Source organism: Amphibacillus sp. MSJ-3 (assembly GCF_018919165.1).
GTDB lineage: Bacteria > Bacillota > Bacilli > Bacillales > Amphibacillaceae > Amphibacillus.
In genome coordinates, this window is the sequence record NZ_JAHLQM010000004.1 from 30,264 (window position 1) to 56,784 (window position 26,521).

Consider the following 26,521-nt stretch of genomic DNA (forward strand, 5'->3'; position numbering starts at 1 on the left):
AAAGTTGAGAGCAATTTCGAAAAGTTGAGAGCAAATCTCGGAAGTTGAGAGCAAATTCGAAAAATTGAGAGCAATTTCGAAAAGTTGAGAGCAAATCGCAGAAGTTGAGAGCAAATCTGAAATTAGGTTTTTCTAACCGTAAACAACGAGGTGGATCATGGCAAAATTAAGAGAAGTATTAAAGGGTATGTCAAGAAAAGAGCAATTAGATTATATTTGGGAGTATTATAAACTCCACATCATTGGTTTTATTCTTTTAATCATATTCGGATGGTTAATGATTGATGGATTTATGAATAAAGGGAATGAACCGGTTGGGATTACCGTTGTCAGTGAAGCGACGATAGAAGTAATTGATGAACTAGAATTATCGATTAACTCACTTGAATTTACTGATTTTGATCTGTTTTTTGAGCATATCTATCATCAAGGTGGATTAATCGAAAATAATGCTTACGATATGATGGAACGGCTATCGATGAGGATTGCCGTTGGACAAGTTGATATAATGGTGACCGATGATCTGTTTGCTGAGCAACTAATCAACGAGGATATTTTTCTACCTTTAAAAGAGGTAATCGAACCTGATCAAATTGATTCTTTTGAAGAGGAGGGACTTGTTGTCAATGGTGTTTTATATGGGATAAAAACAGCCGACTTAAAGATATTTGATCAATACGATGTTTATCAGGATACTTACCTTTTAGTTCCTGCATCAGGGAGACACAGAGAAGAAGCCAAACAGGTGATTGAATATTTGACTGAGTAATGAGTTCGTGATAATTGGTTAAATCTTGTACTATATAAATCCAAGTGTTATTATAGAGGATAGATATTTAGCTCAAGGGAGCTATTTTGGGAAGTAGAGGAGCGTATAAGATGCAAGGATTATTAAAAAGGGTATTTGATGGTAATGAACGTAGACTAAAAAAACTTCAAGTAACTGTTGATCAAATTGAAGCCCTAGAGCCTGAATATGAACAATTGTCAGATCAAGAGTTGCGAGCAAAAACAGATGAATTTAAAAAACGATATCAAGCTGGTGAAACACTTGATGAATTATTAGTAGAAGCATACGCAGTGATCAGAGAAGGATCGAAGCGGGTTTTAAATATGCGTCCATTCCCTGTCCAATTGTTAGGAGCCATCGTTTTACATGGTGGCGATATTGCTGAAATGAAAACGGGGGAAGGAAAAACGTTAGCTTCAACGATGCCAGCCTACCTAAATGCTTTAACTGGGAAAGGTGTACACATTATTACAGTGAACGAATATCTAGCTGATCGTGATGCTCGTGAAATGGGTGAACTTTTTGAATTTCTCGGTTTGACCGTTGGATTAAACCTAAACAGCATGTCTAAAGAGGAAAAAAGAAAAGCGTATGAAGCGGATATCACTTATGGAACAAATAATGAATTTGGTTTTGATTATTTGAGAGATAATATGGTCTTATATAAAGAGCAAATGGTACAGCGACCACTTCATTTTGCCATTATTGATGAAGTTGACTCCATATTAATTGATGAGGCTCGAACACCGTTAATCATTTCAGGTTCGGCACGGAAGTCTGCATCGCTCTATCAACAAGCAAACTCTTTTGTTCGTACACTTAATAAAGAAGTAGATTATACTTACGACGAAAAGACAAAAGGTGTACAACTTAATGAAGAAGGTATTACAAAAGCGGAGAACTTCTTCAGTGTTGAAAACTTATTTGATTTAAATCATGTTACGCTAACACATCATATTAATCAAGCGCTTAAAGCACATGCCTCGATGCACCGTGATACAGATTATGTTGTTGAAGAAGGAAAGGTCGTTATTGTCGATCAATTTACTGGACGTTTAATGGAAGGACGCCGTTATAGTGACGGACTCCATCAGGCAATTGAAGCAAAAGAAAATTTACCAATTCAAAATGAAAGTATGACCTTAGCATCAATTACTTTTCAAAACTTATTCCGAATGTATGATAAATTAGCTGGTATGACTGGTACAGCTAAGACTGAAGAAGAAGAGTTTAGAAATATTTATAATATGAATGTTGTAGCAATTCCAACAAACAAACCTATTATTCGTGAAGATAGACCTGACTTAATTTATAAAACAATGAATGCAAAATTTAAGGCAGTTGTTGAGGAAATTAAGGAAAGACATGAAAATGGCCAACCTGTTCTAGTGGGTACAGTTGCCGTTGAGACGTCAGAATTAATTTCTCAAATGTTGAAAAAAGCAGGCATCAAGCATAATGTACTTAATGCTAAAAATCACTTCCGCGAAGCTGAAATCATTGAAAATGCTGGTGAGAAAAATGCCGTTACGATTGCTACAAACATGGCCGGTCGTGGAACGGATATCAAATTAGGCGAAGGGGTAAAGGAACTTGGCGGTCTTGCTGTTGTAGGTACTGAACGACATGAGTCACGTCGAATTGATAACCAACTTCGTGGACGTTCTGGACGTCAAGGTGATCCAGGTGTAACACAATTTTATTTATCAATGGAAGACGATTTGATGCGCCGATTTGGCTCAGATAATATGAAGGCAATGATGGATCGCTTTAAAATAGATGATTCACAGGCGATTGAAAGTAAAATGGTTTCAAAAGCTGTTGAATCATCACAAAAACGTGTTGAAGGAAACAACTTTGATGCACGTAAAAATGTTCTCGCCTATGATGATGTTTTAAGAGAACAACGTGAAATTATTTACAAGCAACGCTATGATGTAATTGCTTCGGATAACTTATATGAGATTATTATCAATATGATTGAAACGGTCGTTAATGATACTGTTTCATTGCATACTCAAGACGATGATGAGACATTATGGGATCTAGATGCGATTATTGATTATGTACATGCTAATTTAGTTGAAGATAATTATCTAATTAAAGCAGATTTAGAAAATAAATCGCCTGAAGAAATTCAAGAATTGATTATGGATAAGGTGATTCAGAAATATAAAGCGAAAGAAACGGATCTTGGTTCTGAGCAAATGCGTGAATTTGAAAAGGTTATTTTGCTAAGAACAGTTGATACTAAATGGATGGACCATATTGATCAAATGGATCAGCTTCGTCAAGGAATTCATTTACGTGCCTATGGTCAAGATGACCCACTCCGCGAATATCAGATTGAAGGTTTTGCCATGTTTGAAGCCATGGTTGATTCGATTAATGAAGAAGTCGCGCGTTATATTATGAAGGCACAAGTTCGTGAAAACCTGCAACGACAAGAAGTAGCTAAAAATGTAACGGCAGTTACTGGTGATCAATCGAAAAAGGAAAAGAAAAAAACACCTTATGTTAAAGGCGAAACGGTAGGAAGAAACGATCCATGTCCATGTGGAAGTGGTAAGAAATATAAGCACTGCCATGGAAAATAACGAGACAGTGGATTAAACAGGTATGAATGGACATCCAGATCAAGGGTGTCCATTCTAATGAGAAAAAGATTTTATTAAGAGGTGAAAAAGTATGGAATTAGTAGAAATCAGACAAGAATTAACACAGATGAATACCCGTATGGATGAATTTAGGGGGTCTCTTTGACTTAGAAGAAAAGAGAACTCGTATTGCAGAACTTGAGACAGAAATGACCGATCCTGATTTTTGGAATGATCAAAAAGCTGCTCAAAAGATAATCGATGAAGCAAATGACTTAAAAGAATTGGTTCAGACTTTTGATAAACATGTTGTTTCATTAGAGGACCTAGAGGTAAGCTACGAACTTGTTAAAGAAGAAGAAGATCAAGAATTGCAAATGGAACTTGAAGAGGAGTTAAGCCAACTAGCTGAAGCCCTCAACCAATTTGAACTGTATATGTTGCTAAGTGATCCTTATGACAAGAGCAACGCTATTCTAGAGCTTCATCCTGGAGCAGGTGGTACAGAATCACAAGACTGGGCGAGTATCTTGTTACGGATGTACACACGTTGGGCAGAAAAAAAGAATTTTAAAATAGAAACATTAAGTTATTTACCAGGTGAAGAAGCTGGGGTGAAAAGCGTTACCTTATTAATTAAAGGGCATAATGCTTACGGCTATCTAAAAGCTGAGAAAGGTGTTCATCGCCTCGTGCGAATTTCACCATTCGATTCATCTGGACGTCGTCATACATCTTTTGTTTCCTGTGAAGTAACTCCGGAAATAGATGATGATATTGATATTGAAATTAAAAGCGAAGATATAAAAATAGATACCTATCGAGCAAGTGGGGCAGGAGGACAACACGTTAATAAAACGGATTCAGCAGTAAGAATGACCCATATCCCAACAAACACGGTTGTCACTTGTCAATCGGAACGGTCGCAAATTAAAAACCGCGAGCAAGCATTAAAACTTCTCAAATCAAAGCTCTATCAAATTGAAATAGAAAAAAAACGAGCAGAAATGAACGAAATTCGCGGTGAACAAAAGGAAATCGGTTGGGGAAGTCAGATTAGATCATACGTATTCCATCCATACTCAATGATTAAAGATCACAGAACAGACCTTGAAATCGGTAATACTCAAAGTGTCATGGATGGAGATATCGATCCGTTTATTGATGCTTATCTCCGCCAACATTTGCATTAAAACAAACAGATTTCTAAACAGTCACTAAGAAAATAGGTGTAGAAAAGGAGCCTCCCTTTCTATACCTATTTTTTTGAGAATCTAGAATTATTATCAATGATCGAATACAAAAGTTGAGAGCAAATCGCGGAAGTTGAGAGCAAATCGTGAAAGTTGAGAGTAAATCTGGGAAGTTGAGAGCAAAACGCGGAAGTTGAGAGGAAATCCGGAAAGTTGAGAGCAAATTGGAAAAGTTGAGAGTAAATCGCGGAAGTTGAGAGTAAATCCGGGAAGTTGAGAGCAAATCTGGAAAGTTGAGAGCAAATCGCGAAAGTTGAGAGCAAATCCGGAAAGTTGAGAGCAAATCCGGGAAGTTGAGAGCAAATCCGGGAAGTTGAGAGCAAATCGTGAAAGTTGAGAGCAAATCCGGAAAGTTGAGAGCAAATCGCGGAAGTTGAGAGCAAATCGCGGAAGTTGAGAGCAAATCGCGGAAGTTGAGAGCAAATCGCGGAAGTTGAGAGCAAATCTGGGAAGTTGAGAGCAAATCGCGAAAGTTGAGAGCAAAATCGAAAAGTTGAGAGCAAAACGCGAAAGTTGAGAGCAAAACGCGAAAGTTGAGAGCAAATCTGGAAAGTTGAGAGCAAATCCGGGAAGTTGAGAGCAAATCGTGAAAGTTGAGAGCAAATCCGGAAAGTTGAGAGCAAATCGCGGAAGTTGAGAGCAAAACGCGGAAGTTGCGAAGAAATTATCATATAGATTCAATTCTCTCTATTCTTGTTAGATTAGTTTAAAAATGGTATACTCCGATAGGTTGGATGTAAGGAAATGAGGTGAGTAGTGATGATTGCAAAATATCGTCGTCAGCCACTACCAAAAAATTGGTTGACGTGTATTGAATATGGACTTGTTTTATTAGGTAGTTTTTTTGTTGCGGTTGGTTTTAATTTATTTTTGTTACCGAATGATATAGCTTCAGGTGGAGTAGCCGGGATAAGTACAATCCTATATGCATTGTTTAATTTTGAGCCATCGATTGTTCAATGGGCAATTAATATTCCACTATTTATAATTGGCACATGGATATTAGGGAAAAATTTTGGTTTAAAAACCTTGGTTGGTACGGTTATGGTTCCACTCTTTGTTTCATTAACTAGTCAATGGCCACCTGCAAGTTCAGATCCATTGATCGCAGCAATATTCGGTGGTATGGCCTGTGGCTTAGGGATAGGAATTGTATTCCGTGGAAAAGGATCGACTGGTGGAATCGATTTAGCAGCTCAGATCCTTCATAAATTTATCCCACTGCCTTTTGGACTTTGTGTAGCTTTATTTGATGGAATAATTGTTTTGACAGCGATGTATGTCTTTTCTGTTGAACAAGGTTTGTACGCATTGATCGGTTTATTTGTTACGAGTCGCACGATCGACCTAGCGCAAGTAGGTTTGAACACATCTAAGAGTATTATTGTTGTGACCGATCATGTGGAGGAAATCCGAATAGCCCTATTAAATGAAATTGATCGTGGGGTGACCGTCTGGCGTGCAGAGGGAGGTTATACGAAAACAAAAAAAGATATGATTATGTGTGTTGTTAACCAAAATGAATTTAGTCGAACAACTCAAGTGATTAAACAAATAGATTCCAAAGCTTTTATTGTTGTTATGAATGCTAGTGAAGTAATCGGAGAGGGATTTACCGTCAATTAATAATTCATTTTTACTAGGTATAAGGAATCTATAAGACTAGTTCTAAAAGACTAGTTTTATTTTTTTATGCATTTTTTAACAGGATTTGAAATGAAAATGTAATAATAAATCGGTAAAAAAGGTCGATTTAGATGTTATAATGTAAGTTATAATGTAATATGTAAAAAGTTGAAAGTCTTAAAAATAAGATTGTTAGAAAATAATCTGAAGATAAAGGTGAATTAATTTATGATAGAAATGGTTGATGTAAAGAAAACATACCCTAACGGGGTTATTGCCTTAAACGGCGTAAGTATAAAAATTGAACCTGGTGAATTTGTCTATCTTGTTGGTCAAAGTGGTGCAGGTAAATCTACTTTTATAAAGCTAATCTTTCGAGAGGAAGTAGCCACAAGTGGCGAAATAAGAGTAAATGGTAAAGATCTAGTTAAAATGAAATGGCGAGAAGTTCCTATGCTACGAAGAGAAATAGGCGTTGTATACCAGGACTTCAAGCTACTACCGAAGTTGACTGTATATGAAAATGTTGCATTTGCGCTAGAAGTTGTGGAGGAATCACCACGTCAAATTCGTAGTCGAGTAATGGATGTTTTAGAGCAAGTTGGCTTAAAAAATAAAGCACGCTTTATTCCTGACGAATTATCAGGTGGTGAACAACAACGGGTTGCGATTGCACGCGCAATTGCTAATTATCCAAAACTATTAATTGCAGATGAACCGACAGGAAACTTAGATCCTGAGACTTCATGGGAGATTATGAGAATCTTAGAGGAAATCAACGCATCTGGTACGACCATAATCATGGCGACCCACAGTAAAGAAATAGTAAATACGATCAGAAGACGAGTCATCGCTGTAGAAGATGGCTTAATTGTCCGCGATCAGTACAGAGGTGATTATGGCTATGAAGCTTAGAACTTTTAAACGACACTTTAGAGAAGGATTTAAAAATAGTTGGCGTAATAGTTGGATGACTATAGCATCTGTTGGTGCCGTCACAACCACATTACTTTTAGTAGCTGTTTTTTTAGCTTTAATGATGAATTTAAATCATGTCGCCGATAATATTGAAGAAGATGTTCAAATTAAAGTTTTAGTAGATGTAACGGCCACTGAAGAAGAGACGGTAGAACTTGGTGAAAAAATAGAAGCGATGAGTAATATCGAATCAGTGGAATTTTCCTCTAGAGATGAGGAACTTCGTAGTTTGATTAGCAGTATGGGCGACGAAGGGAGTCCTTTTGAACTCTACAAGGAAGATGATAACCCATTAAATGATGCTTATATCGTTAAAGCACTTGATCCACATGATACGATCACAATTGCTAGTGAAATAGAGACATTTGATTATGTTGATAAGGTGAATTTTGGACAAGATGTTGTTGAAAATATCTTTTCTTTTAATAGTTATGCAAGAAATATTGGGCTTATCTTAATTATTGCTCTAGTGTTCACTGCGATCTTCTTAATCTCAAACACAATTAAAATAACGATTATCGCTCGTAGAAAAGAAATTGAAATTATGAAGCTTGTAGGAGCTACTAACTGGTTTATTCGCTGGCCATTTTTCGTTGAGGGCTTGTTATTAGGTGTGCTAGGAAGTGTTATTCCAATAGCACTGCTATTTACAGGATATTACTACTTAGATCAAAATGCAGCAGTAATTAACAAATTTGATTTTATAACGATCTTGCCATTTAGTCCGTTTGTCTGGCAACTATCAGGGATTATTTTGTTAATCGGGGCAGTTATTGGCGTTTGGGGTAGCGTAATGAGTGTTCGTAAGTTTCTTAAGGTATAAGTTTCTTAGTTTAAGAGACTTATACCCTTATAAATAAATGATTAATTTAAAGATTTAGCTGAAATGGAGGATTCTAATGATGAAACGTTTATTAAATTACATACTTATTGTCACATTGTCAGTTGGTATCGTTGGACCGGGAGCAGTTTCTGTTTCAGCAAAAAGTATTGCTGAGTTAGAAAAGGAATTAGCAGATTTAGAAAGTGAACGATCAGGTATCGATAGTGATGCAAGTGATGCAAAGGCAAAAATAGCAGAAAATGAAAAACGTCAGGCTAAAGTAAAAGAGAAAATTGCTGAAATTGACAGGGATCTTGAGGTAACTGAAGCGAATTTAGAGGATAAGCAAACTGAAATTAATGCAACAAATGCAGAAATCTCAACCTTAGAAGCATCAATTTCCGAAACAGAAGGTCAAATTACTAAGACCGAGGAAGAATTAGATGTTTTAGCAGATGAGATTGATGAGTTGATTAAACGCATTGAAGAGCGAGATATTTTAATAAAGAATCGTTTACGTTCGATTCAATATAATGGTGGTAATATTAACTATTTTCAAGTTCTCTTTGGTGCACAAGACTTTGGTGATCTGATTAATCGAGCAACTGCTGTAACGAAGATCTTTGAATCAGATCAATCGATTATGGATGCACAACAGCAAGACAAGGCAAATCTAGAAGATAAGCGGCAAAGCGTTAAGGAGAAAAAAGAACAATTAGTTGCAGATAAAACAAAATTAGATGATCAAAAAGCTGAACTCGAAGATCAACGCGCAACCTTGCTTGCCCAACAGGACGAGTTATCAAGCTTACAAGACCAATTAAATCAACAACGTGATACCCAAGTCGCTGTTGTGGATGAATTGGAAGATGAACATGCTGATTTAGAGGAACATACGATGTCGATTGAAGAAGAACGTCAAGTGTTAGCAGACCAAGAGCGGATACTTAAAAAAATGAAAGAAGACAAGCTAGCTCAATTAGCTAAGGACAAAGAAAAAGAGACTAAAACAAATACAATTAAAAATGTATCAAATGGAAGTGGAACACTTATTTGGCCTAGTAATGGTTCAACCAGTTCAGAATATGGCTGGAGATTCCACCCGATTTATAAAGAAAATAGATTTCATGGTGGTTTAGATATTACTAGCGATAGCGGTTTATCGATTGTTGCAGCAGCTGATGGTGTAGTTACTGGAACCTATTACTCTGGTGAAAATGTAGGGTATGGTAATTATATTGTTATACATCACGAAGATATAAATATGACAACACTTTATGCTCATCTCGCTTCAGTTCAAGTAAGTGCAGGTCAAATTGTTAAGCAAGGTGAACAAATAGGTATAATGGGTACAACTGGCGGTTCGACAGGTGTTCATCTTCATTTTGAAGTATACGAAGGTGGATATGGTGTTAACAAGGTAAATCCTAGAAAACATCTACCATGATATTAGTTTAAGTGAAGTTAGGCTAGGAGGCTTTGGTAATCCACAAAATCCAAGAAACTTTATAAAGTGATAATTACCCAAACTCTCTCATAAACTATTTATAAGCATCGCACAAATGTTGCGATGCTTTTTCTATTGATCATTATGTTCATCAAATATTTTTTAGAATAAAATTTCAAAGGGGAAGATAGATTTTACTGATTGAATTTTTATTTTGTGTTACACTATATAAACAAGATTTTTAAATTTGAGGTGAATAATGTGCGTGTGAAGAAAAGTGTCCTTGCTCTTTGGTTAGGATTAGCTTTTGTTATTGGTGGACTAGGTACATATGTGATTATTGAGTTTACATTATTACAAGAGCAGGAAGATTTAACAAATCAATCAACTCGAACGACGAATGATGAAATGCTAGCTGATTTGGCGGAGTCAATTTCATTACCAAAGGTTTCTCAGGCCTTTGCTCTAATACAAGAAAATTATATTGAAGAGATATCAGAAGAAGACCTAGTAGAGGGTGCTGTTCGTGGCATGTTGGCCTCATTAGATGATCCATATAGCGAATATATGGATCAAGAAACAATGGAGCAGTTTAATGAACAAATAGAATCCTCCTTTGAAGGAATCGGTGCTGAAGTCAGTATGGTTGACGATAGAGTGACGATTGTGGCACCAATTAAAGATTCACCAGCGGAAAAAGCTGGGCTGAGACCGAATGATCAAGTTTTAACGATCGATGGTGAAAGTGTTGAAGGATTAGATTTATTAGAAGCTGTTGGAAAAATTAGAGGGGAAAAAGGTTCAGAAGTAACCATTGAAATTCAACGTCCTGGTCTCTCTGATCCAATTGAATTTACCCTAGTTCGTGATACGATACCACTTGAAACTGTTTATGCTGATATTGAAGAAGTTGGTGATAACAAAGCCGGTGTGATTCAAATCACTTCTTTTTCTGAACAAACAGCTGAGCGTTTTCAAGAGGAGTTAGAATCTCTAGAATCAGAAGGAATAGATGGCTTAGTGATTGATGTTCGTGGGAATCCTGGTGGCTTATTAGATGTCACTGAGGATATTTTAAAATTATTTGTTACGAGTGATCAACCTTTTATGCAAATTGCAGACAATGAAGATAATAAGCAACGCTTTTTCTCAGATTTGGAGGAGCCAAAAGATTATCCGATCAGTGTGTTAATTGATGAGGGAAGTGCTTCAGCTTCGGAGATCTTAGCAATTTCACTTTATGAAACAATTGATGCTGAACTTATTGGCCGAAATAGTTTCGGTAAGGGAACTGTTCAGCAGACTGTTCCGATGGGGGATGGAAGTACAATAAAATTAACGATCCTAAAATGGTTATCACCGGAAGGAAACTCAATTCATGAGATAGGGGTTAAACCAACAATTGAGGTTGATCAACCAGACTATTATTATATTTCACCCATTCAACTTGAAGAAACATTAGCTTATGATGAAAGTGATCCGAATATTGAACTTGCTCAAATTATGCTAGAGGGACTTGGTTATAAAGTTGATCGGAAGGATGGTTACTTTAGCAAACAAACTGAACAAGCGATTAAAAGTTATCAAACGGATCAAGATACTAAGGTAAGTGGAGTACTAGATCAAGAAACAGCAGACTTATTATTAACAGATATTATTGAAAAAATTAGAAATGAAGCAGATGATTTACAAAAAGAAAAAGCATTAGAAGTCTTGTTTGAATAAAGTAAGTAAACCGCTCGCTCCTTGGGCGGTTTATTTATTTTTGTAGATAACTGACCAGGAATATAAGATTTCAAAAATAAGTGGGAAATAACAGCCGGTTGTCGATAAGTCAATAATAACTCAATCTTAATCAATGGGAGGGATTAAAGCCCTTCAATCACAGAGCTTTTTGCTAACTTCATTTAGAAAAAAATATTATTAATAATGATGCGAGCTGTTCATATAAAAAGTAGTCTTCACTTAGCGATGATCTAAAAGTCAGTTAATCTGTGCTAAAAAACTCACATCTTGTGCTTAAACATGTGGTATAGTTGAAGTAATAAGAAACTTTTGCAGGAATATTGCCTGTTGATGTCGAATTAGGCAGTAGCTATTTTAAGAGAGTGAAAGTGGGGATTGACAGGATGGAATCTTGGTTGTTGGAAATTGGAAGGTCAATTGGCCGATTTTTATTAAACCCTTTATTATATTGGTATATCATTATTTGTTTGCTAGCTTCATTTACTCGGATCAAACAGGAAAGAAGCCAATTTGGTCGCAAGGTTTTCCCGGTATTTGATGAATTATATGGGCAACGATTAAGAGGACTTATATCTGGTTTGCTTATCTCCATTGTAATGCTGGTCTTGGGAGTTGCTTTACATCCACTACTATTAATCGGTATCATTGGATTCACAATTTTATTTTCCTTAAATAGACGTTTTACCTGGTTATCAAGTGCTTATACATTTGGTTTTACCGCAATTGTCTTATTATTTTACCCTTATTATCAAGCAATCTTACCGCCTATATTTCAGACCGAATTAACACAACTCGATTGGGTTATCTTCACAACAATAATGGGAGTTTTATTAATTATTGAAGCATTAATGATCAATTCCCTTTCACATAATCAAACCTTTCCCGAATTGTTCATTAGTTCCCGTGGGAAAGTGGTTGGACAACATCGGTTGAAAAAGTTAACACTCATTCCACTAGTGATGCTGTGGCCAGTGGGTTCACTTAGTTTTGTTTCTGGTTGGTGGCCGATTATCGAATGGAATGAAGAACCATTTGGACTCGTGATTTTCCCTGTTTTAATCGGTTTTGATTTTACAATAAGATCTGGATTACCGACTAAAGTAGCTAAACGCTTTAGTGAATATCCCTTATTGCTGGGGCTTTTAGTTATTGCTTTGTCATTAATGAGTTATTATATTAAGTTTCTATCGTTAGTTTGTATACTAGTTGCGATTATTGGACGAGAATGGCTAGCATACCGATTAAAGGCTAAAGACCAAAGCCAGCCACCTATATTTAGTCCCTTAACTACGGGCTTGAAGGTTTTAGCTGTTTTGCCTGGGACACCAGCAGTTGACCTTGGGCTAATGGTTGGTGATACAATAACGAAAGTAAATGGTCAAGCTGTTTCTAATCCAATGGAATTTTATCGAGCACTTCAAATTAATCGTACCTTTTGTAAATTAGATGTTGTTGATGAAAGAGGGGAAGTTCGTTTTACCCAACGTGCATTTTATGAGGGAGAGCATCATGAATTAGGCATTATTTTTGTTGAAAGTCATCAGGAGCGAATCATAGATTAAATTTTATTGATGATGAGAACGGAAAGCTGGTGGAAATGAGTCATCTTGTGATAAGCGGACAAATCTTACAAGCAATCCATGAGCTATCTGCAGAACTTCTAGGTAGCTTGCAGGGTGTAAAAGTAGAATTAGAGTAGAAAATAAAAGATGTAAAAACAGAATTGCAGCAAGAAATGCAAGAGCTAAAAACGGAATTACAGCAAGAAATGCAAGATAAAAAGTGGACTTAAGACAAGAAATCCAGGAGAAAAAACAGAGTTGCGTCAGGAATTTACCATGACAAATCAAAAGATTGACTGCTTTGATAAGAAGCGATCGATATTGACGGATAGTTTGATGACGACATAGGCAAAAGTTAAAATTTAAAAGAAATCGATCTGATCTTATCGCTAGCTAAATGATGACAGGTCTTCTAATTTAGAAATATTGCAGGATGACTAGAATCAGCTGGAGGCTGATCTAATTCAATCTTCTACCACTTAGAGATGAAGACAAGTTTTCACGCAAGTGGACAGAGCGGAAGAACAATATATTTCGACTCTTTAAGTTATTTATCGCCAAAAAACACTACCTATCTACAATGAAAAAGGGTGATTATTTCCCAGGAAATGATCACCCTTTTTTTACCACATCCAGCCTCCTAGCTTCAATCATAGGAGGAATCAAGAGGGGGTAAAGCTCTGATTCAACTTTAGTTTCACTTTATCTATCATAGGTGAGTAATTCTTTTAACTCTTCTTTACTTAAGGAAGAGAGTAGCGTTTCACCTGGTTGGATAATTTCATTAACTAAATTGCGTTTCTTTTCTTGAAGCTGAAAGATTTTCTCTTCAATGGTTCCTTCTGTAATTAAACGAATCACCTCAACCTTCTTAGTTTGTCCAATTCTGTGGGCGCGTCCGGCTGCTTGTTCCTCAACAGCTGGATTCCACCAGAGATCAAACAAAATGACGGTATCGGCACCCGTTAAATTTAAACCTGTTCCCCCCGCTTTTAGAGAGATAATAAAAATTTCCCCTTCGCCATCGTTGAAGGCATCTGCCATCTTGACCCGATCCTCGACTGGTGTTTGACCATCCAAATAGAAGGTTTGGTAATTCTCTTGGTCCAATTTACTTTGAATGATTTTTAACATGCTTGCGAATTGGGAGAAAATCAAGATTCGACGATTATCAACCCGCAAGTTTTCTATAATTGTCATTAGAAGTTCTAGCTTACCGGATTCCCCTTGATAATTTTCTAAGAATAAACTAGGATGACAACATATTTGTCTGAGACGCGTCAAACCAGTTAAGATTTCCAGCTTTTCTTGTTCAAATTGATCGGCTGCAATGACGGTATCAAGTTGTTGCTGCATGCGTTGTAAGTAGGCGAGGTAGACTTGTTTTTGGTCTTTTGTTAATTCGCTATATTGTTCAAATTCAATTTTATCTGGTAAATCAGGTAACACATCTGTTTTTAAGCGTCTTAAAATAAATGGTCTAGTAATTTGTTGGATATAGTCATTTGGATATTGAGTAAATTGCTTTTTTGAACCTAGAAAGCCAGGTGATAGGGTCTGGAAGATTGACCATAGTTCATCCAATCTGTTCTCAATCGGTGTTCCGCTCAAAGCAAAATGCTGTTTGGCTTGTATCTGCCGAGTTGCTTTAGCCGTTTGAGTCAAATGATTTTTTATCGCTTGGGCCTCATCTAAGATTAGAACATCAAAAAATATCGATTGATATAATGAAATATCCTGTCTAATTAAGGGATATGACGTGATCCAGACATCTGGCCTGTTGCTGGATGTTATTTTACTTTTACGTTCTGCTTTTGTTCCAACAACAACCTCAACAATAAGTGATGGTGCGAATTTCTCAAATTCCTTTTTCCAATTGTAAATAAGTGATGCTGGTGCAATGACTAACGATGGAAAAGGATCTTCTATTTCCTTTTCACTTAAAATAAAGCTAATCGCCTGAATTGTTTTTCCTAGTCCCATTTCGTCAGCTAAAATACCCCCAAGTTGATAACGGGCAAGTGATTTAAACCATTGAAAGCCAATTGCCTGATAATCCCTTAAGTTAGCATTCAATGTATTAGGAACTTGATATTCAATCGCTTGTGGATCTTTCAAGGTTTCTAATAATTGTTTAAAGGTATCTGAATAGCTGGCTTGATCCTCTGTCAAAGCATGGTCAACTTGAAGACTTTTTGCTGGACTTAGTTCGAGACGGAGTTGGTCAATATCACGTTTTTTCAAATTTAGCTGCTCAGCTAGTGCTTGAAAATCTTGAAAGGACTGATTTTTCAATTGAATCAAGGCACCATCGGTTAAACGATGATAGGATTTCTTTTCTATCAAAGCCTGTAAGACATCACGAATATCCTGATTGGAAATGCCATCAATATTGAATTCTACATCTAACATGCCAGTGTTTGCATTGACTTCAATATTTGTTTGAAGCTGGTGTGGATGCTCAGCTTTTAGTTCTTTAACTGAATCAGTTAAATAGATAGTTGCTTCTTGATAAAGTTCAGGTAAAGTATAATAAATAAAATGATAGATTCCTTCTTCATTAAAGAGCCAGTAATTTTGATTTAAATAACGAAAACCACTCGCTTTTATTTTATTAAGCATGGATTGTTCAGTTTGGAAATCCCTAATTAAAACATCGCCATCTTCAGTTTTTGATTGATGAGGATAGATCGCTTTATCCCCATATTGAAAAATAACGGATAGACTCAAAGCATCTTTTTGTGTATCAAGATATAACTTTATTTCAAGTGGGGCTTTTGAAATGACTTGCTCAGCTTCTTGGCTAAATGTAATCTTTCCGATTGTTTTTAATTTAGGTAGAACATAACCGATAAAATAGGTCATTTTACTTTTACTGATTTGATAAAGATTCTTCTGGCGATAAGGTAACAAGCCGTGAATCTGCGCTAATGTATTCTCTTGTTGGTCTGATAGGAAGTAAAAGTGTTCACCTCGATTGAGATATTGATAATAGCTTGAAAATTGATAGCTGAATAAATCCTTGAAATTTATTGTAAAGCTCTGATCTTCTTCCAAGTTAATTGGAAAGGTAATATTAGGTAACTGTTCATGAAGGTGGATTTCAGTTGCTAGGACTTGACCATTTTTTATTAACTGTAAGGATTGAGATTGAACCTTATTAAAAAACGCTTTGATTAAAAAAGGTGGTAAAGCCAATTCGCGCTTATCACTTGATAAAAAATCAGATGAATAAAGCTTAGCATGAGTATTGGCTTCTTTAATTAAAGTTAATAGTTCCATATCAGTCTCATCGATGAAATGCTTTGTCGGTTGGTAAGAAAATGTTTCAGTCACTTTGAACTTTTGTTTTAGATCAAGGGCTTTAAGAAATGCTGATAAATCCTTTACGATAAACAGTTGATTTTCGCCAATCTTTAAACTGACGGTATAAAATGAATCGTGATTAGAGTTGTGCTGTTTTTCGATCAGTTGATAATTAAATTTGACTTGCTTCTCTTTGGTTAATGAATTGATCTGTTCAGCTTCAAACATCTCGATCATTCGCATTGGAAAGGGATCCGTGACAATGGCTGATGTTTCTTCTGTTACTGTTGTATTTTGTAAATGGTATTTACTAATCGCCAATAAAACAGCGGCAATGTGCTTACAGGTAAAATGGGTATGATAGGCAGGACAGTCGCACTTAGCTTCGAGGTCATCATCATTAAAGAAAAAAATTCTCACCCGATAATGATTCCCACCTTTAACAGTTGCACTCCAGGAATTGATTGTCGGATTATAGCTTAATTTAATCACTCTACCTTTATTAAATAGATCGACACCCCGTCTATAAAAGCGTTGACCAGTAATTTTTAAAATATCTTCAGTTTCTAAATAGAATTGTGCCATAATTTGCTCCTTGTATAAAAATCTCTATCCAATTAGTATAACAAATATTTAGGAAAAATGATTGGATCTTTTTTCGATTCATATTTGACAGATTAAAGTTAAATATGCTACTTTCAATTACGATATTAAAATAAAATATATAGAAGGTTATCAAATGACATTAATAGAAGAAGTAAAAAAACGAAAAACTTTTGCAATCATCTCACACCCGGACGCCGGTAAGACGACAATGACTGAAAAATTATTATTATTTGGAAATCAAATTCGAGCTGCGGGTACCGTAAAAGGAAAGAAATCAGGAAAATTTGCGACCTCAGACTGGATGGAAATTGAAAAGCAACGGGGAATCTCAGTGACATCAAGTGTGATGAACTTTTCATATCATGGTTATCATGTAAATATTTTAGATACGCCAGGACATGAGGATTTTAGTGAGGATACTTATCGTACATTAACAGCGGTTGATAGTGTGATCATGATTATTGATGCAACAAAAGGGATCGAGGTCCAAACCATTAAGCTGTTTAAAGTGTGTAAAATGCGAGGAATTCCAATTTTTACTTTTATAAACAAACTCGATCGAGAAGGACGGGATCCTTTTGACTTGTTGGAACAAATTGAAGATGTATTGGAGATCGAAACTTACCCGATCAATTGGCCTGCAGGAATGGGAAAACGGTTTTTAGGCATCTTTGACCGATATCATGAACAATTCATTAAATTTAATGGGAATGAAGAGGAAGTGATCATCCCATATCAAGATTTGGCTTCAGGAAACCATCCGGATTTAACAGACCATCCAACTTATCTGGAAACAGAAGAAGAACTTGCCCTATTAAATGAAGCCGGTGATCCCTTATCGATGGATAAGGTTTTACAAGGTGAACAAACACCTGTTTTCTTTGGGAGTGCGCTTGCTCCATTTGGTATTGAAAGCTTTTTTAATACATTTATTGAAATGGCACCTAGTCCAAAGCCTAGAAAAACAAATGAGGCCTTAATTCAACCAGAGCAAGAAGAATTTTCTGGCTTTATTTTTAAAATTCAAGCGAACATGAACCCAGCGCATCGTGATCGTATCGCATTTTTGCGTGTCTGTTCAGGTCGATTTGAGCGGGGGATGACTGTTAAGCTGGCTCGAACAGATAAGATGATTAAACTAAACCAAACACAACAATTTATTGCTTCTGCAAGAGATACTGTAGAAGAGGCTTATCCTGGGGACATTATCGGGATTTATGATCCTGGGCATTATCGAATTGGTGATACGCTAATTGCTGGAAAAGATAAGTTTTATTATGACGAGCTTCCTCAATTTCCGCCAGAGTTATTTAAACGCGTTATAGCAAAAAATGTAATGAAGGCAAAGCAATTTAATAAAGGACTTGAGCAATTGGTTCAAGAAGGGGCCATCCAATTATTTACGAGTCATCCGGTAGGAACGCCTATTATTGGCGCAGTGGGTGAACTCCAGTATCAAGTATTTGAACATCGAATGAAACATGAGTATAATGTAGAAGTTAGCTTAGAGTCAATTGGTGAACGGATTCCACGTTGGCTTGATCAGGAAAAAGTTGATTTAAGCTTATTTGATGAGCGGAATATGTTGGTGAAGGATCGAGAAGGGAACTTTTTAGTTTTATTTAAAAATGATTTTGCCTTAAATTGGTTTAAAGATAAACATAAAGAAATTCAGTTGATTGATTTATTTGAAGTCAACCAATATAGCCAATCTTACTAAGTTAAAACTTGAGGAGCAGTCCTCAAGTTTTTTCTAAAGTTTAAATGATTAAACAATAGGAAAATAAAACGAATCTCCTATTAAATGTTAGATAAATGAGAATGTTGGAACCTGCTCAACATGGAATGTTATTTTTAATATTCTTGGAGAAGGGGCTTTTCAATGAGTTAGTTTGTAAGAAATAGGATTCTGATCGAATGTTCGTTCGCTTTTTAAATTGATTTCTAGTATAATAGGTTTAGTTAATTGATCTAGAGGTAAAGGATAGATAGAACGGAGGCGTAAATGATGGGACAAGCATTTGAACTCGTTTCAAATTATAAGCCCCAAGGTGATCAACCGAAGGCAATTAAAGAATTAGTGAAGGGTGTTAAAGATAATAAAAGGGCCCAAACTTTACTTGGAGCGACTGGGACAGGAAAGACATTTACGGTTTCGAATGTCATTCATGAAGTCAGAAAACCAACCCTAGTGATCGCTCATAACAAAACGCTTGCTGGACAACTTTATAGTGAATTCAAAGAGTTTTTTCCAAATAATGCAGTCGAATATTTCGTTAGTTATTATGATTACTATCAGCCTGAAGCCTATGTTCCATCGACTGATACATTTATCGAAAAAGACGCTAGCATAAATGATGAAATTGATAAATTACGACACTCTGCAACGTCAGCCTTATTTGAACGGGAAGATGTCTTAATCGTTGCAAGTGTATCTTGTATATATGGTTTAGGTTCACCAGAGGAATACGGTAACCAAGTTCTCTCGCTTCGAGTGGGGATGGAAAAGGATCGTGATCAACTATTAAGGGATTTAGTTGACATTCAATATGCCCGTAATGATATTGACTTCCAGCGCGGAACATTTAGAGTACGGGGAGATTCCGTTGAGATTATTCCCGCTTCCAGGGAAGAACATTGTGTACGTGTTGAGTTTTTTGGTGATGAAATTGATCGTATTCGTGAAGTTGATGCATTAACAGGTGAGATTATCGGTGATCGAGAGCATATTGCGATTTTCCCTGCCTCACACTTCGTGACGGGTGAGGAAAAGTTAAAAATCGCGATGAAAAATATTGAAGCCGAATTAGAGGAACAACTTAAATATTTTCGTGACAATGATAAGCTCTTAGAAGCGCAACGCCTTGAGCAACGTACACGTTATGATTTAGAGATGATGGCAGAGATGGGCTTTTGTTCAGGAATTGAAAACTATTCCCGTCACTTGACATTACGTGAGCCCGGCTCAACGCCATACACTTTGATCGATTATTTTCCAGATGATTTCATGATTGTGATCGATGAGTCCCACGTCACCCTACCACAAATTCGGGGGATGTATAACGGTGACAGAGCTAGAAAGCAGGTTCTTGTTGATCATGGCTTCCGCTTACCATCTGCTTTGGACAACCGACCTTTAACATTTGAAGAATTTGAAGAAAAAGCAGGACAACTTATTTTTATTTCTGCTACACCAGGACCTTATGAATTAGAACACACACCTAAAATGACTGAACAAATCATTCGACCAACCGGTTTGCTTGATCCAAAAGTCGATGTAAGACCGATTGATGGCCAGATTGATGATTTAATTAGTGAAATTAACAAACGAGTGGAAAGAAATGAGCGTACACTTGTGACCACTTTGACTAAGAAAATGTCAGAGGATTTAACGGATTATTTAAAAGAAATTGGAATGAAGGTCGCTTATCTACACTCCGAGATAAAAACGCTTGAACGAATTGAGATTATTCGTGATTTACGTGTCGGGAAATATGATGTTTTAATAGGGATTAACCTATTACGGGAAGGATTGGATCTTCCGGAAGTGTCATTAGTTGTTATTTTAGACGCTGATAAAGAAGGTTTCCTACGGTCAGAACGTTCATTAATTCAGACAATGGGGAGAGCGGCGAGAAATGAATCTGGTCAAGTTATTATGTATGCTGATCGGATCACAGACTCGATGAAAACAGCTATCGACGAAACGGAACGCCGACGTGAAATTCAACAAGCCTTTAATAAAAAACATCATATTACACCAAAAACAATTAGAAAAGAAGTGCGTGATGTTATTCGGGCTACGATGGTTGCTGATGAACAATCAGAATATCTAGAAGAGCATCCAAAACTAACTGAATTAACGAAAAAAGAACGTGAAAAAGTCATTGAACAAATGGAGCAAGAAATGAAACAAGCTGCTCGAGAGTTAAACTTTGAAAAAGCAGCTGAATTACGGGATCTTGTACTTGAATTGAAGGCGGAAGGGTGAACGAATTGACAAAGAAAAAGATATCGATCAGAGGGGCACGGACACATAATTTGAAGAATATTGATCTTGATATTCCAAAAGACAAACTTGTTGTTTTAACCGGTCTATCTGGATCTGGAAAATCATCATTAGCATTTGATACAGTTTATGCTGAAGGTCAAAGGCGTTATGTTGAGTCACTATCAGCCTATGCCCGGCAATTTTTAGGTCAAATGGATAAACCAGATGTTGATTCAATCGTCGGTTTATCACCGGCCATTTCAATTGATCAAAAAACGACAAGTAATAATCCAAGGTCAACAGTAGCAACAGTGACCGAAATTTATGATTACTTGCGTTTATTATATGCTAGAATTGGGCGGCCAACATGCCCGAAACACGGGGTTGAAATTACCTCCCAAACGATTGAACAGATGGTTGATCGAGTATTAGACTATCCAGAACGAACGAAATTACAAATTTTAGCGCCTGTTATTTCTGGTCGAAAAGGGGAACATATAAAACTAATAGAAGGATTAAAAAAAGAAGGCTACATCAGACTCCGTATTGATGGTGAAATGATGGAAATTAGTGATGATATTAAATTAGAGAAAAACAAAAAACACTCAATTGATGTCGTGATTGACCGAATCATTATTAAAGATGGTGTAAGGACCCGATTGGCAGATTCATTAGAAGCAGCTTTAAAACTAGGTGAAGGTCGAGCAATTGTTGATTTATTCGATGAAGGGGAGCTTCAATTTAATGAACATCATGCCTGTCCCATTTGTGGTTTTTCGATCACGGAGCTTGAACCTAGACTCTTTTCCTTTAATGCACCATATGGAGCTTGTAAACAGTGTGATGGCTTAGGTCATAAACTTGAAGTTGATCAAGAGCTTGTGATTCCAGACCCAACCTTAACATTAAACGAAGGGGCAATCCTTGCTTGGCAACCGACAAGCTCACAATATTACCCTCAATTACTAGCGAGTGTTTGTAAACATTATGGGATTGATATGGATAAGCCAGTCAACCAGCTCCCTAAAGAACAGTTAGATAAAATACTACACGGGAGTGGTGATGAAACCATTCATTTTAGTTATCAAAATGATTATGGTGTAAGGCGAGAAACAGATATTCAATTTGAAGGTGTTCTAAATAATATTGCTAGACGCTATCACGAAACATCGTCTGACTATACCCGAGATCAGATGGAAAAGTATATGCTTGAAAAGCCTTGTCCAGCATGTGATGGCTACCGTTTAAATGAAGAAGCAAGATCCGTTTTAATCGATGGTTGTCATATTGGCCAATTTACACAGCGGTCGATTATCGATGCAATTGAGTTTTTAAACCATTTGACCCTAACTGAAAAGGAAATGCAGATTGCACGATTAATTTTAAAGGAATTAGAGAGTCGCCTAACTTTTTTAAAGAATGTTGGATTAGATTATTTAACATTAGATCGAACAGCAGGAACACTTTCTGGAGGGGAAGCGCAAAGAATCCGGCTTGCTACCCAAATCGGCTCAGCTTTAACAGGGGTCCTTTACGTTCTTGATGAGCCCTCAATCGGTTTACATCAACGTGATAACAATCGGTTAATTGATACATTGAAAGAGATGCGAGATTTAGGCAATACACTAGTTGTTGTTGAACACGATGAAGATACAATGCTTGCTGCTGATTATTTGATTGATATTGGACCAGGTGCAGGTGAACACGGAGGGGAAGTTGTCGCTAGTGGCACACCTAAACAAGTCATCAAACAAGCAAAGTCTTTAACCGGACAATATTTGTCAGGTAAGAAATTCATCCCAATACCATTAGAACGTCGTCAACCAGACGGACGCTATATTGAAGTCATTGGTGCAGAAGAAAACAATCTAAAAAATATTGATGTCAAAATTCCGATCGGTGTTCTAACAACGGTGACAGGGGTATCTGGCTCTGGAAAAAGTAGCTTAGTCAATGAAGTCATTCATAAAAGTTTAGCAATGGCATTAAACCGAGCACGGAAAAAGCCCGGAAAGCACAAACAAATTAAGGGCGTTGAACATTTAGAAAAAGTAATTGATATTGATCAATCACCGATTGGCCGTACACCACGCTCTAATCCTGCTACCTACACGGGAGTATTCGATGATATTCGGGATGTTTTTGCGCAAACAAATGAAGCGAAGGTTAGAGGTTATAAAAAAGGGCGTTTTAGTTTTAATGTTAAAGGTGGCCGTTGTGAAGCCTGTCGTGGTGATGGTATAATTAAAATAGAAATGCATTTCCTACCTGATGTCTATGTTCCCTGTGAAGTTTGTCATGGTAAACGTTATAATCGTGAGACGCTTGAGGTAAAATATAAAGGAAAAAGCATTGCTGATATTTTATCAATGAGAGTAGAAGAGGCTTTAGAATTTTTCAAAAACATTCCTAAAATCCAAAGGAAGTTACAAACGATTCAAGATGTTGGATTGGGTTATATTCGGTTAGGCCAACCTGCTACTACCTTATCGGGTGGTGAAGCTCAACGTGTGAAATTAGCCAGTGAGTTACATCGTCGGTCAAATGGTAAAACACTCTATATATTGGATGAACCAACAACGGGTCTTCATGCTGCTGATATTGAACGATTATTGCAAGTAATCCAACGTTTAGTTGAAGGCGGAAATACAGTGATTATCATTGAACATAATCTTGATGTCATTAAAGCCGCTGATTATATTATCGATCTTGGACCAGAAGGTGGGCAAGGAGGCGGTACGGTTGTTGCGACTGGGACACCAGAAGCTGTTAGTGAGGTGGACCAATCCTATACAGGTTACTATTTAAAACCTATCTTAGCACGTGACCGTAACCGAATGTCAAAATTGGTTAAGCAAGCAGAAAATAAAATAGAGGAGGATGTTAAATGACTAAAAAAAAGTTATATCGTTCAAACAATAATGCGATGTTAGCAGGTGTTTTAGGTGGGATTGCTGAATATTTTAATGTCGATCCAACTATGATTCGTCTTATATTTGCCGTCTTGTGGATCTTCACAGCCTTACCATTGACAGCTCTTTATATTGCTGCTGCCATTATCATTCCAAAAAGTGATGTGTATGACCGATGACTAGATGGATACTTTCACTCATATTAGATGCTGTCACACTGCTAATTGTAGCTGAGATCTTTTCTGGTTTTCATGTAGAGACATTTTGGGTTGCTATTTTGGCCAGTTTAATTTTATCGATTTTAAATATAATTGTAAAACCAATTTTAGTTTTCTTTACTTTACCGATTACCATTGTTTCGCTAGGGTTGTTTCTGTTCGTCATCAATGCCATTACATTGATGCTTACCCAGGCCATAATGGGACCCGATTTTGTGATTGAAAGTTTTGGTTTGGCAATAATTGCTTCAATTTTCATTTCAATTATTAATTTATTTCTCAATAAACTTGTTAAAGATACAGTTTTAATGAGTAAATAATAAACAGAGGCCAAGACATAATCCGGCTAAAAATAAAAAAGGAATTCAGTTGATACTGGATTCCTTTTTCTTACCAGGTAAGTTGTTTGACTTTTAATGACTAACCTTGAATTAGGCTTTTAGTCATCTTATACATCAAAAAAGCAACCTAGATCTGACCTTACAGATCCAAGCCGTTTTTTTATTTTTCCAGTAGCCTCGAAAAAGGGCATCTTTTACTATTCCAAAACGAAAAAATAAGAAAGTTAAACAGCTTAGGAGGGAGTTGGGTGAAATGGTTTAGCCCCTAGCTCTTTTTTTGCCTAGTTATTTTGGGGGAAATTCTTTTTAGAACATTAAATTATGATAAAATATGGTTAGGAAATTTTACGAAGCAATGGAATTATTCACTAGGGAATCGAGGTGCAGTATGGGGAAAATTTTATTACAATTTGATTTTAAAGCGGATGATGGATCTGATAAACCCATTCAGTTTACTAGGCCGAATAAGATTTTTACAACAAATTCAATTGATGAGGTAAAGCCACTTCTTCAAGCATTTGAAACAGAGCTTGATCAAGGAAGATATCTGGCTGGCTACTTATCATATGAAGCGGCTCAGGCCTTTGAACCTGACTATCGAACAGATAAGCGTTTAACAATGCCGCTCATGTGGTTTGCAAGTTTTGATCAACCGATAGAGAAAAAGGAACTGTCGCGAGGCCGGGTTTATAGTCTTTCATCATGGCAAGAGACCTGCACGTATCAAGCCTATCAAAAAGGAATCCAATTAATTAAAGACGCCATCGATATGGGTGACACTAATCAGATCAATTATACGACTCGATTAACAAGTCAATTTACAGGTGATGGATTCGGATTCTATCAGCAACTACTTCAAAATCAACAAGCTTCTTACAGTGCATATTTAGAGATTGACCGTTTCCAAATTCTATCCGCCTCTCCTGAGTTATTTTTTAAAGTTAACCAGAATCAAATCACAACCCGACCAATGAAAGGAACAATCAAAAGGGGGAGAACTTTAGCTGAAGATCTTAAATATAAACAGTATTTAACCCAATCGGAAAAAGAACGTGCTGAAAATTTAATGATTGTCGATTTATTGAAATATGATTTAGAGAAAATCGCGGTGCCTGGAACAATTAAAACACCAGAGTTGCTAACGGTTGAAACCTATCCAACCGTTCACCAAATGACCTCAACAGTAACAGCAAGTTTATCTAATTCTACACAAGTGATCGATTGGTTTGAAGCTTTATTTCCTTGTGGGTCAATCACAGGTGCACCAAAGTTAAAAACAATGAAGTATATTGATCAATTGGAAGATAGGCCGCGTGAAGTCTATTGTGGTGCGATTGGTTACATCACTCCTGAACGGAAGGCGATCTTCAATGTCCCGATTCGTACGGTGGTCATCGATCGGGAACAAAGTATAGCTACATACGGAGTCGGTGGAGGCATTACCAGAGCATCAGAGGCAGAAAATGAATATGCTGAAATTCAAGCAAAAGCAGCTATCCTCACTAAAGAAAAACGGGAATTTTCTTTGTTAGAGTCCTTATTGTTAACGGATGGATCTTATCCTTATTTGACATATCACCTTGAACGTTTAGCACAATCGGCACAATACTTTGGCTACCCATACCAAGTTCAAGTGATTAGACAAAGATTAGAACAATATGCCATTGATTACGGAAAAGGGAATTATAAGGTTCGTCTCCTTCTCCATCAGGATGGAACAGTTGACTTGCAGTCAGAAAAACGAACAGAAATAACAGATAGGGTGACAACGTATTTAGCAAAAAAGCCAGTTGATGTCGATGATCCATTTTTATATCATAAGACAACAATTCGAGACCAATATCAAAAGTTGACGATTAATCGACCAGATCAATTTGCATGCTTGTTGTGGAATGATAAGAATCAGCTCACGGAATTTACAATTGGTAATCTCGTTTTAAAAATTGATGGTCAATATCTTACACCACCAGTTACTTCCGGACTACTTGCAGGAACATTTCGCCAGTATTTACTCAACAAAAATCAAATCAAGGAACAGGTTTTAATGAAAAGTGATCTTGATCGCGCAAGTGAAGTATGGTTAATAAATGCTGTTCGAGGCTGGGTAAGGGTCAAGGAAGTAGTATGAACTGTGGGAAATGAACCAAATGGTTAGATAAAGTTGAACCAGCAAAGACCTGCGGTTAAAAATAGGTGATGATAAGGTGACCTTTCTCTCAGTGGGGATGGTCTTCATCCACCACCTAACATCTGGTTTCCCTTCTACTATCGAGGTGAGGATCTTACAGGTTGGTTATCCTGCAGATAAGTTCGTTAGACTACACA

Annotated in this window: 16 protein-coding genes; 15 read left to right on the forward strand and 1 reads right to left on the reverse strand. The window is 36.7% G+C overall.

All coding sequences use genetic code 11. The annotated features are described in order from the left end of the window. The first annotated feature begins 157 nt into the window (after window positions 1-157). The 9 genes from KQI76_RS02180 (at window position 158) to KQI76_RS02220 (ending at window position 12,822) form a co-directional block, all read left to right on the forward strand. The gene (locus KQI76_RS02180) at window positions 158-769 is read left to right on the forward strand and encodes a hypothetical protein (protein WP_216398665.1); all 612 of its coding nucleotides are present in this window, start codon (window positions 158-160) and stop codon (window positions 767-769) included. A 110-nt stretch (window positions 770-879) separates the two neighbouring features. Further along, window positions 880-3,387, forward strand: a complete 2,508-nt coding sequence (secA, locus tag KQI76_RS02185) for a preprotein translocase subunit SecA (RefSeq protein ID WP_216398666.1) — start codon at window positions 880-882, stop codon at window positions 3,385-3,387. A gap of 91 nt (window positions 3,388-3,478) precedes the next feature. Further along, window positions 3,479-4,580 (forward strand): peptide chain release factor 2 gene (gene prfB / locus KQI76_RS02190; RefSeq protein WP_216398667.1). Its coding sequence is split into 2 segments (ribosomal slippage): window positions 3,479-3,550 and window positions 3,552-4,580, totalling 1,101 coding nucleotides; the frame shifts between segments, so codons are not numbered across the junction. A gap of 819 nt (window positions 4,581-5,399) precedes the next feature. Then, the gene (locus KQI76_RS02195) at window positions 5,400-6,266 is read left to right on the forward strand and encodes a YitT family protein (RefSeq protein ID WP_216398668.1); all 867 of its coding nucleotides are present in this window, start codon (window positions 5,400-5,402) and stop codon (window positions 6,264-6,266) included. Between the two features lie 228 nt (window positions 6,267-6,494). Beyond that, on the forward strand, window positions 6,495-7,181 hold the full coding sequence (gene ftsE, locus KQI76_RS02200; RefSeq protein ID WP_216398669.1) for a cell division ATP-binding protein FtsE: 687 nt from the start codon (window positions 6,495-6,497) through the stop codon (window positions 7,179-7,181). Beyond that, window positions 7,171-8,067, forward strand: a complete 897-nt coding sequence (gene ftsX / locus KQI76_RS02205; protein WP_216398670.1) for a permease-like cell division protein FtsX — start codon at window positions 7,171-7,173, stop codon at window positions 8,065-8,067. Before ftsE ends, ftsX begins: the two co-directional genes overlap by 11 nt. Window positions 8,068-8,146: 79 nt before the next feature. Next, window positions 8,147-9,514: a murein hydrolase activator EnvC family protein gene (locus tag KQI76_RS02210; protein ID WP_216398671.1), complete on the forward strand. Its 1,368-nt coding sequence runs from the start codon at window positions 8,147-8,149 to the stop codon at window positions 9,512-9,514. A gap of 261 nt (window positions 9,515-9,775) precedes the next feature. Further along, window positions 9,776-11,239, forward strand: a complete 1,464-nt coding sequence (locus KQI76_RS02215; RefSeq protein WP_216398672.1) for a S41 family peptidase — start codon at window positions 9,776-9,778, stop codon at window positions 11,237-11,239. A 404-nt stretch (window positions 11,240-11,643) separates the two neighbouring features. After that, window positions 11,644-12,822: a PDZ domain-containing protein gene (locus KQI76_RS02220; protein WP_216398673.1), complete on the forward strand. Its 1,179-nt coding sequence runs from the start codon at window positions 11,644-11,646 to the stop codon at window positions 12,820-12,822. Between the two features lie 702 nt (window positions 12,823-13,524). Here KQI76_RS02220 and KQI76_RS02225 read toward each other — a convergent pair. Next, window positions 13,525-16,713: a DEAD/DEAH box helicase gene (locus KQI76_RS02225; protein ID WP_216398674.1), complete on the reverse strand. Its 3,189-nt coding sequence runs from the start codon at window positions 16,711-16,713 to the stop codon at window positions 13,525-13,527. A gap of 154 nt (window positions 16,714-16,867) precedes the next feature. Here KQI76_RS02225 and KQI76_RS02230 point away from each other — a divergent pair, with 154 nt between their 5' ends. The 6 genes from KQI76_RS02230 (at window position 16,868) to pabB (ending at window position 26,324) form a co-directional block, all read left to right on the forward strand. Further along, entirely contained in the window at window positions 16,868-18,454 is a 1,587-nt protein-coding gene (locus KQI76_RS02230) for a peptide chain release factor 3 (protein ID WP_216398675.1), read from the forward strand. A 288-nt stretch (window positions 18,455-18,742) separates the two neighbouring features. Continuing rightward, on the forward strand, window positions 18,743-20,725 hold the full coding sequence (uvrB, locus tag KQI76_RS02235; RefSeq protein WP_216398676.1) for an excinuclease ABC subunit UvrB: 1,983 nt from the start codon (window positions 18,743-18,745) through the stop codon (window positions 20,723-20,725). 5 nt (window positions 20,726-20,730) lie between these two features. Further along, the gene (gene uvrA / locus KQI76_RS02240; protein WP_216398740.1) at window positions 20,731-23,616 is read left to right on the forward strand and encodes an excinuclease ABC subunit UvrA; all 2,886 of its coding nucleotides are present in this window, start codon (window positions 20,731-20,733) and stop codon (window positions 23,614-23,616) included. Further along, window positions 23,613-23,816 carry a PspC domain-containing protein gene (locus tag KQI76_RS02245; protein ID WP_216398677.1) on the forward strand — a complete coding sequence of 68 codons (204 nt, stop codon included), beginning with the start codon at window positions 23,613-23,615 and terminating at the stop codon, window positions 23,814-23,816. The genes uvrA and KQI76_RS02245 overlap by 4 nt, the downstream gene beginning before the upstream one ends. Further along, the gene (locus tag KQI76_RS02250) at window positions 23,813-24,175 is read left to right on the forward strand and encodes a phage holin family protein (RefSeq protein WP_216398678.1); all 363 of its coding nucleotides are present in this window, start codon (window positions 23,813-23,815) and stop codon (window positions 24,173-24,175) included. Before KQI76_RS02245 ends, KQI76_RS02250 begins: the two co-directional genes overlap by 4 nt. 409 nt (window positions 24,176-24,584) lie before the next feature. Beyond that, the gene (gene pabB, locus KQI76_RS02255; protein WP_216398679.1) at window positions 24,585-26,324 is read left to right on the forward strand and encodes an aminodeoxychorismate synthase component I; all 1,740 of its coding nucleotides are present in this window, start codon (window positions 24,585-24,587) and stop codon (window positions 26,322-26,324) included. The last annotated feature ends 197 nt before the right edge of the window (window positions 26,325-26,521 follow it).

Bases quoted from the DNA above. Each gene is read 5' to 3' on its own strand.
- secA (WP_216398666.1), top strand. From the start codon at position 880: ATGCAAGGATTATTAAAAAGGGTATTTGATGGTAATGAACGTAGACTA.
- ftsX (WP_216398670.1), top strand. From the start codon at position 7,171: ATGAAGCTTAGAACTTTTAAACGACACTTTAGAGAAGGATTTAAAAAT.
- ftsE (WP_216398669.1), top strand. From the start codon at position 6,495: ATGATAGAAATGGTTGATGTAAAGAAAACATACCCTAACGGGGTTATT.
- KQI76_RS02250 (WP_216398678.1), top strand. From the start codon at position 23,813: ATGACTAGATGGATACTTTCACTCATATTAGATGCTGTCACACTGCTA.
- KQI76_RS02245 (WP_216398677.1), top strand. From the start codon at position 23,613: ATGACTAAAAAAAAGTTATATCGTTCAAACAATAATGCGATGTTAGCA.
- KQI76_RS02195 (WP_216398668.1), top strand. From the start codon at position 5,400: ATGATTGCAAAATATCGTCGTCAGCCACTACCAAAAAATTGGTTGACG.
- KQI76_RS02220 (WP_216398673.1), top strand. From the start codon at position 11,644: ATGGAATCTTGGTTGTTGGAAATTGGAAGGTCAATTGGCCGATTTTTA.
- KQI76_RS02225 (WP_216398674.1), bottom strand. From the start codon at position 16,713: ATGGCACAATTCTATTTAGAAACTGAAGATATTTTAAAAATTACTGGT.
- uvrB (WP_216398676.1), top strand. From the start codon at position 18,743: ATGGGACAAGCATTTGAACTCGTTTCAAATTATAAGCCCCAAGGTGAT.
- pabB (WP_216398679.1), top strand. From the start codon at position 24,585: ATGGGGAAAATTTTATTACAATTTGATTTTAAAGCGGATGATGGATCT.
- KQI76_RS02230 (WP_216398675.1), top strand. From the start codon at position 16,868: ATGACATTAATAGAAGAAGTAAAAAAACGAAAAACTTTTGCAATCATC.
- KQI76_RS02210 (WP_216398671.1), top strand. From the start codon at position 8,147: ATGAAACGTTTATTAAATTACATACTTATTGTCACATTGTCAGTTGGT.
- KQI76_RS02180 (WP_216398665.1), top strand. From the start codon at position 158: ATGGCAAAATTAAGAGAAGTATTAAAGGGTATGTCAAGAAAAGAGCAA.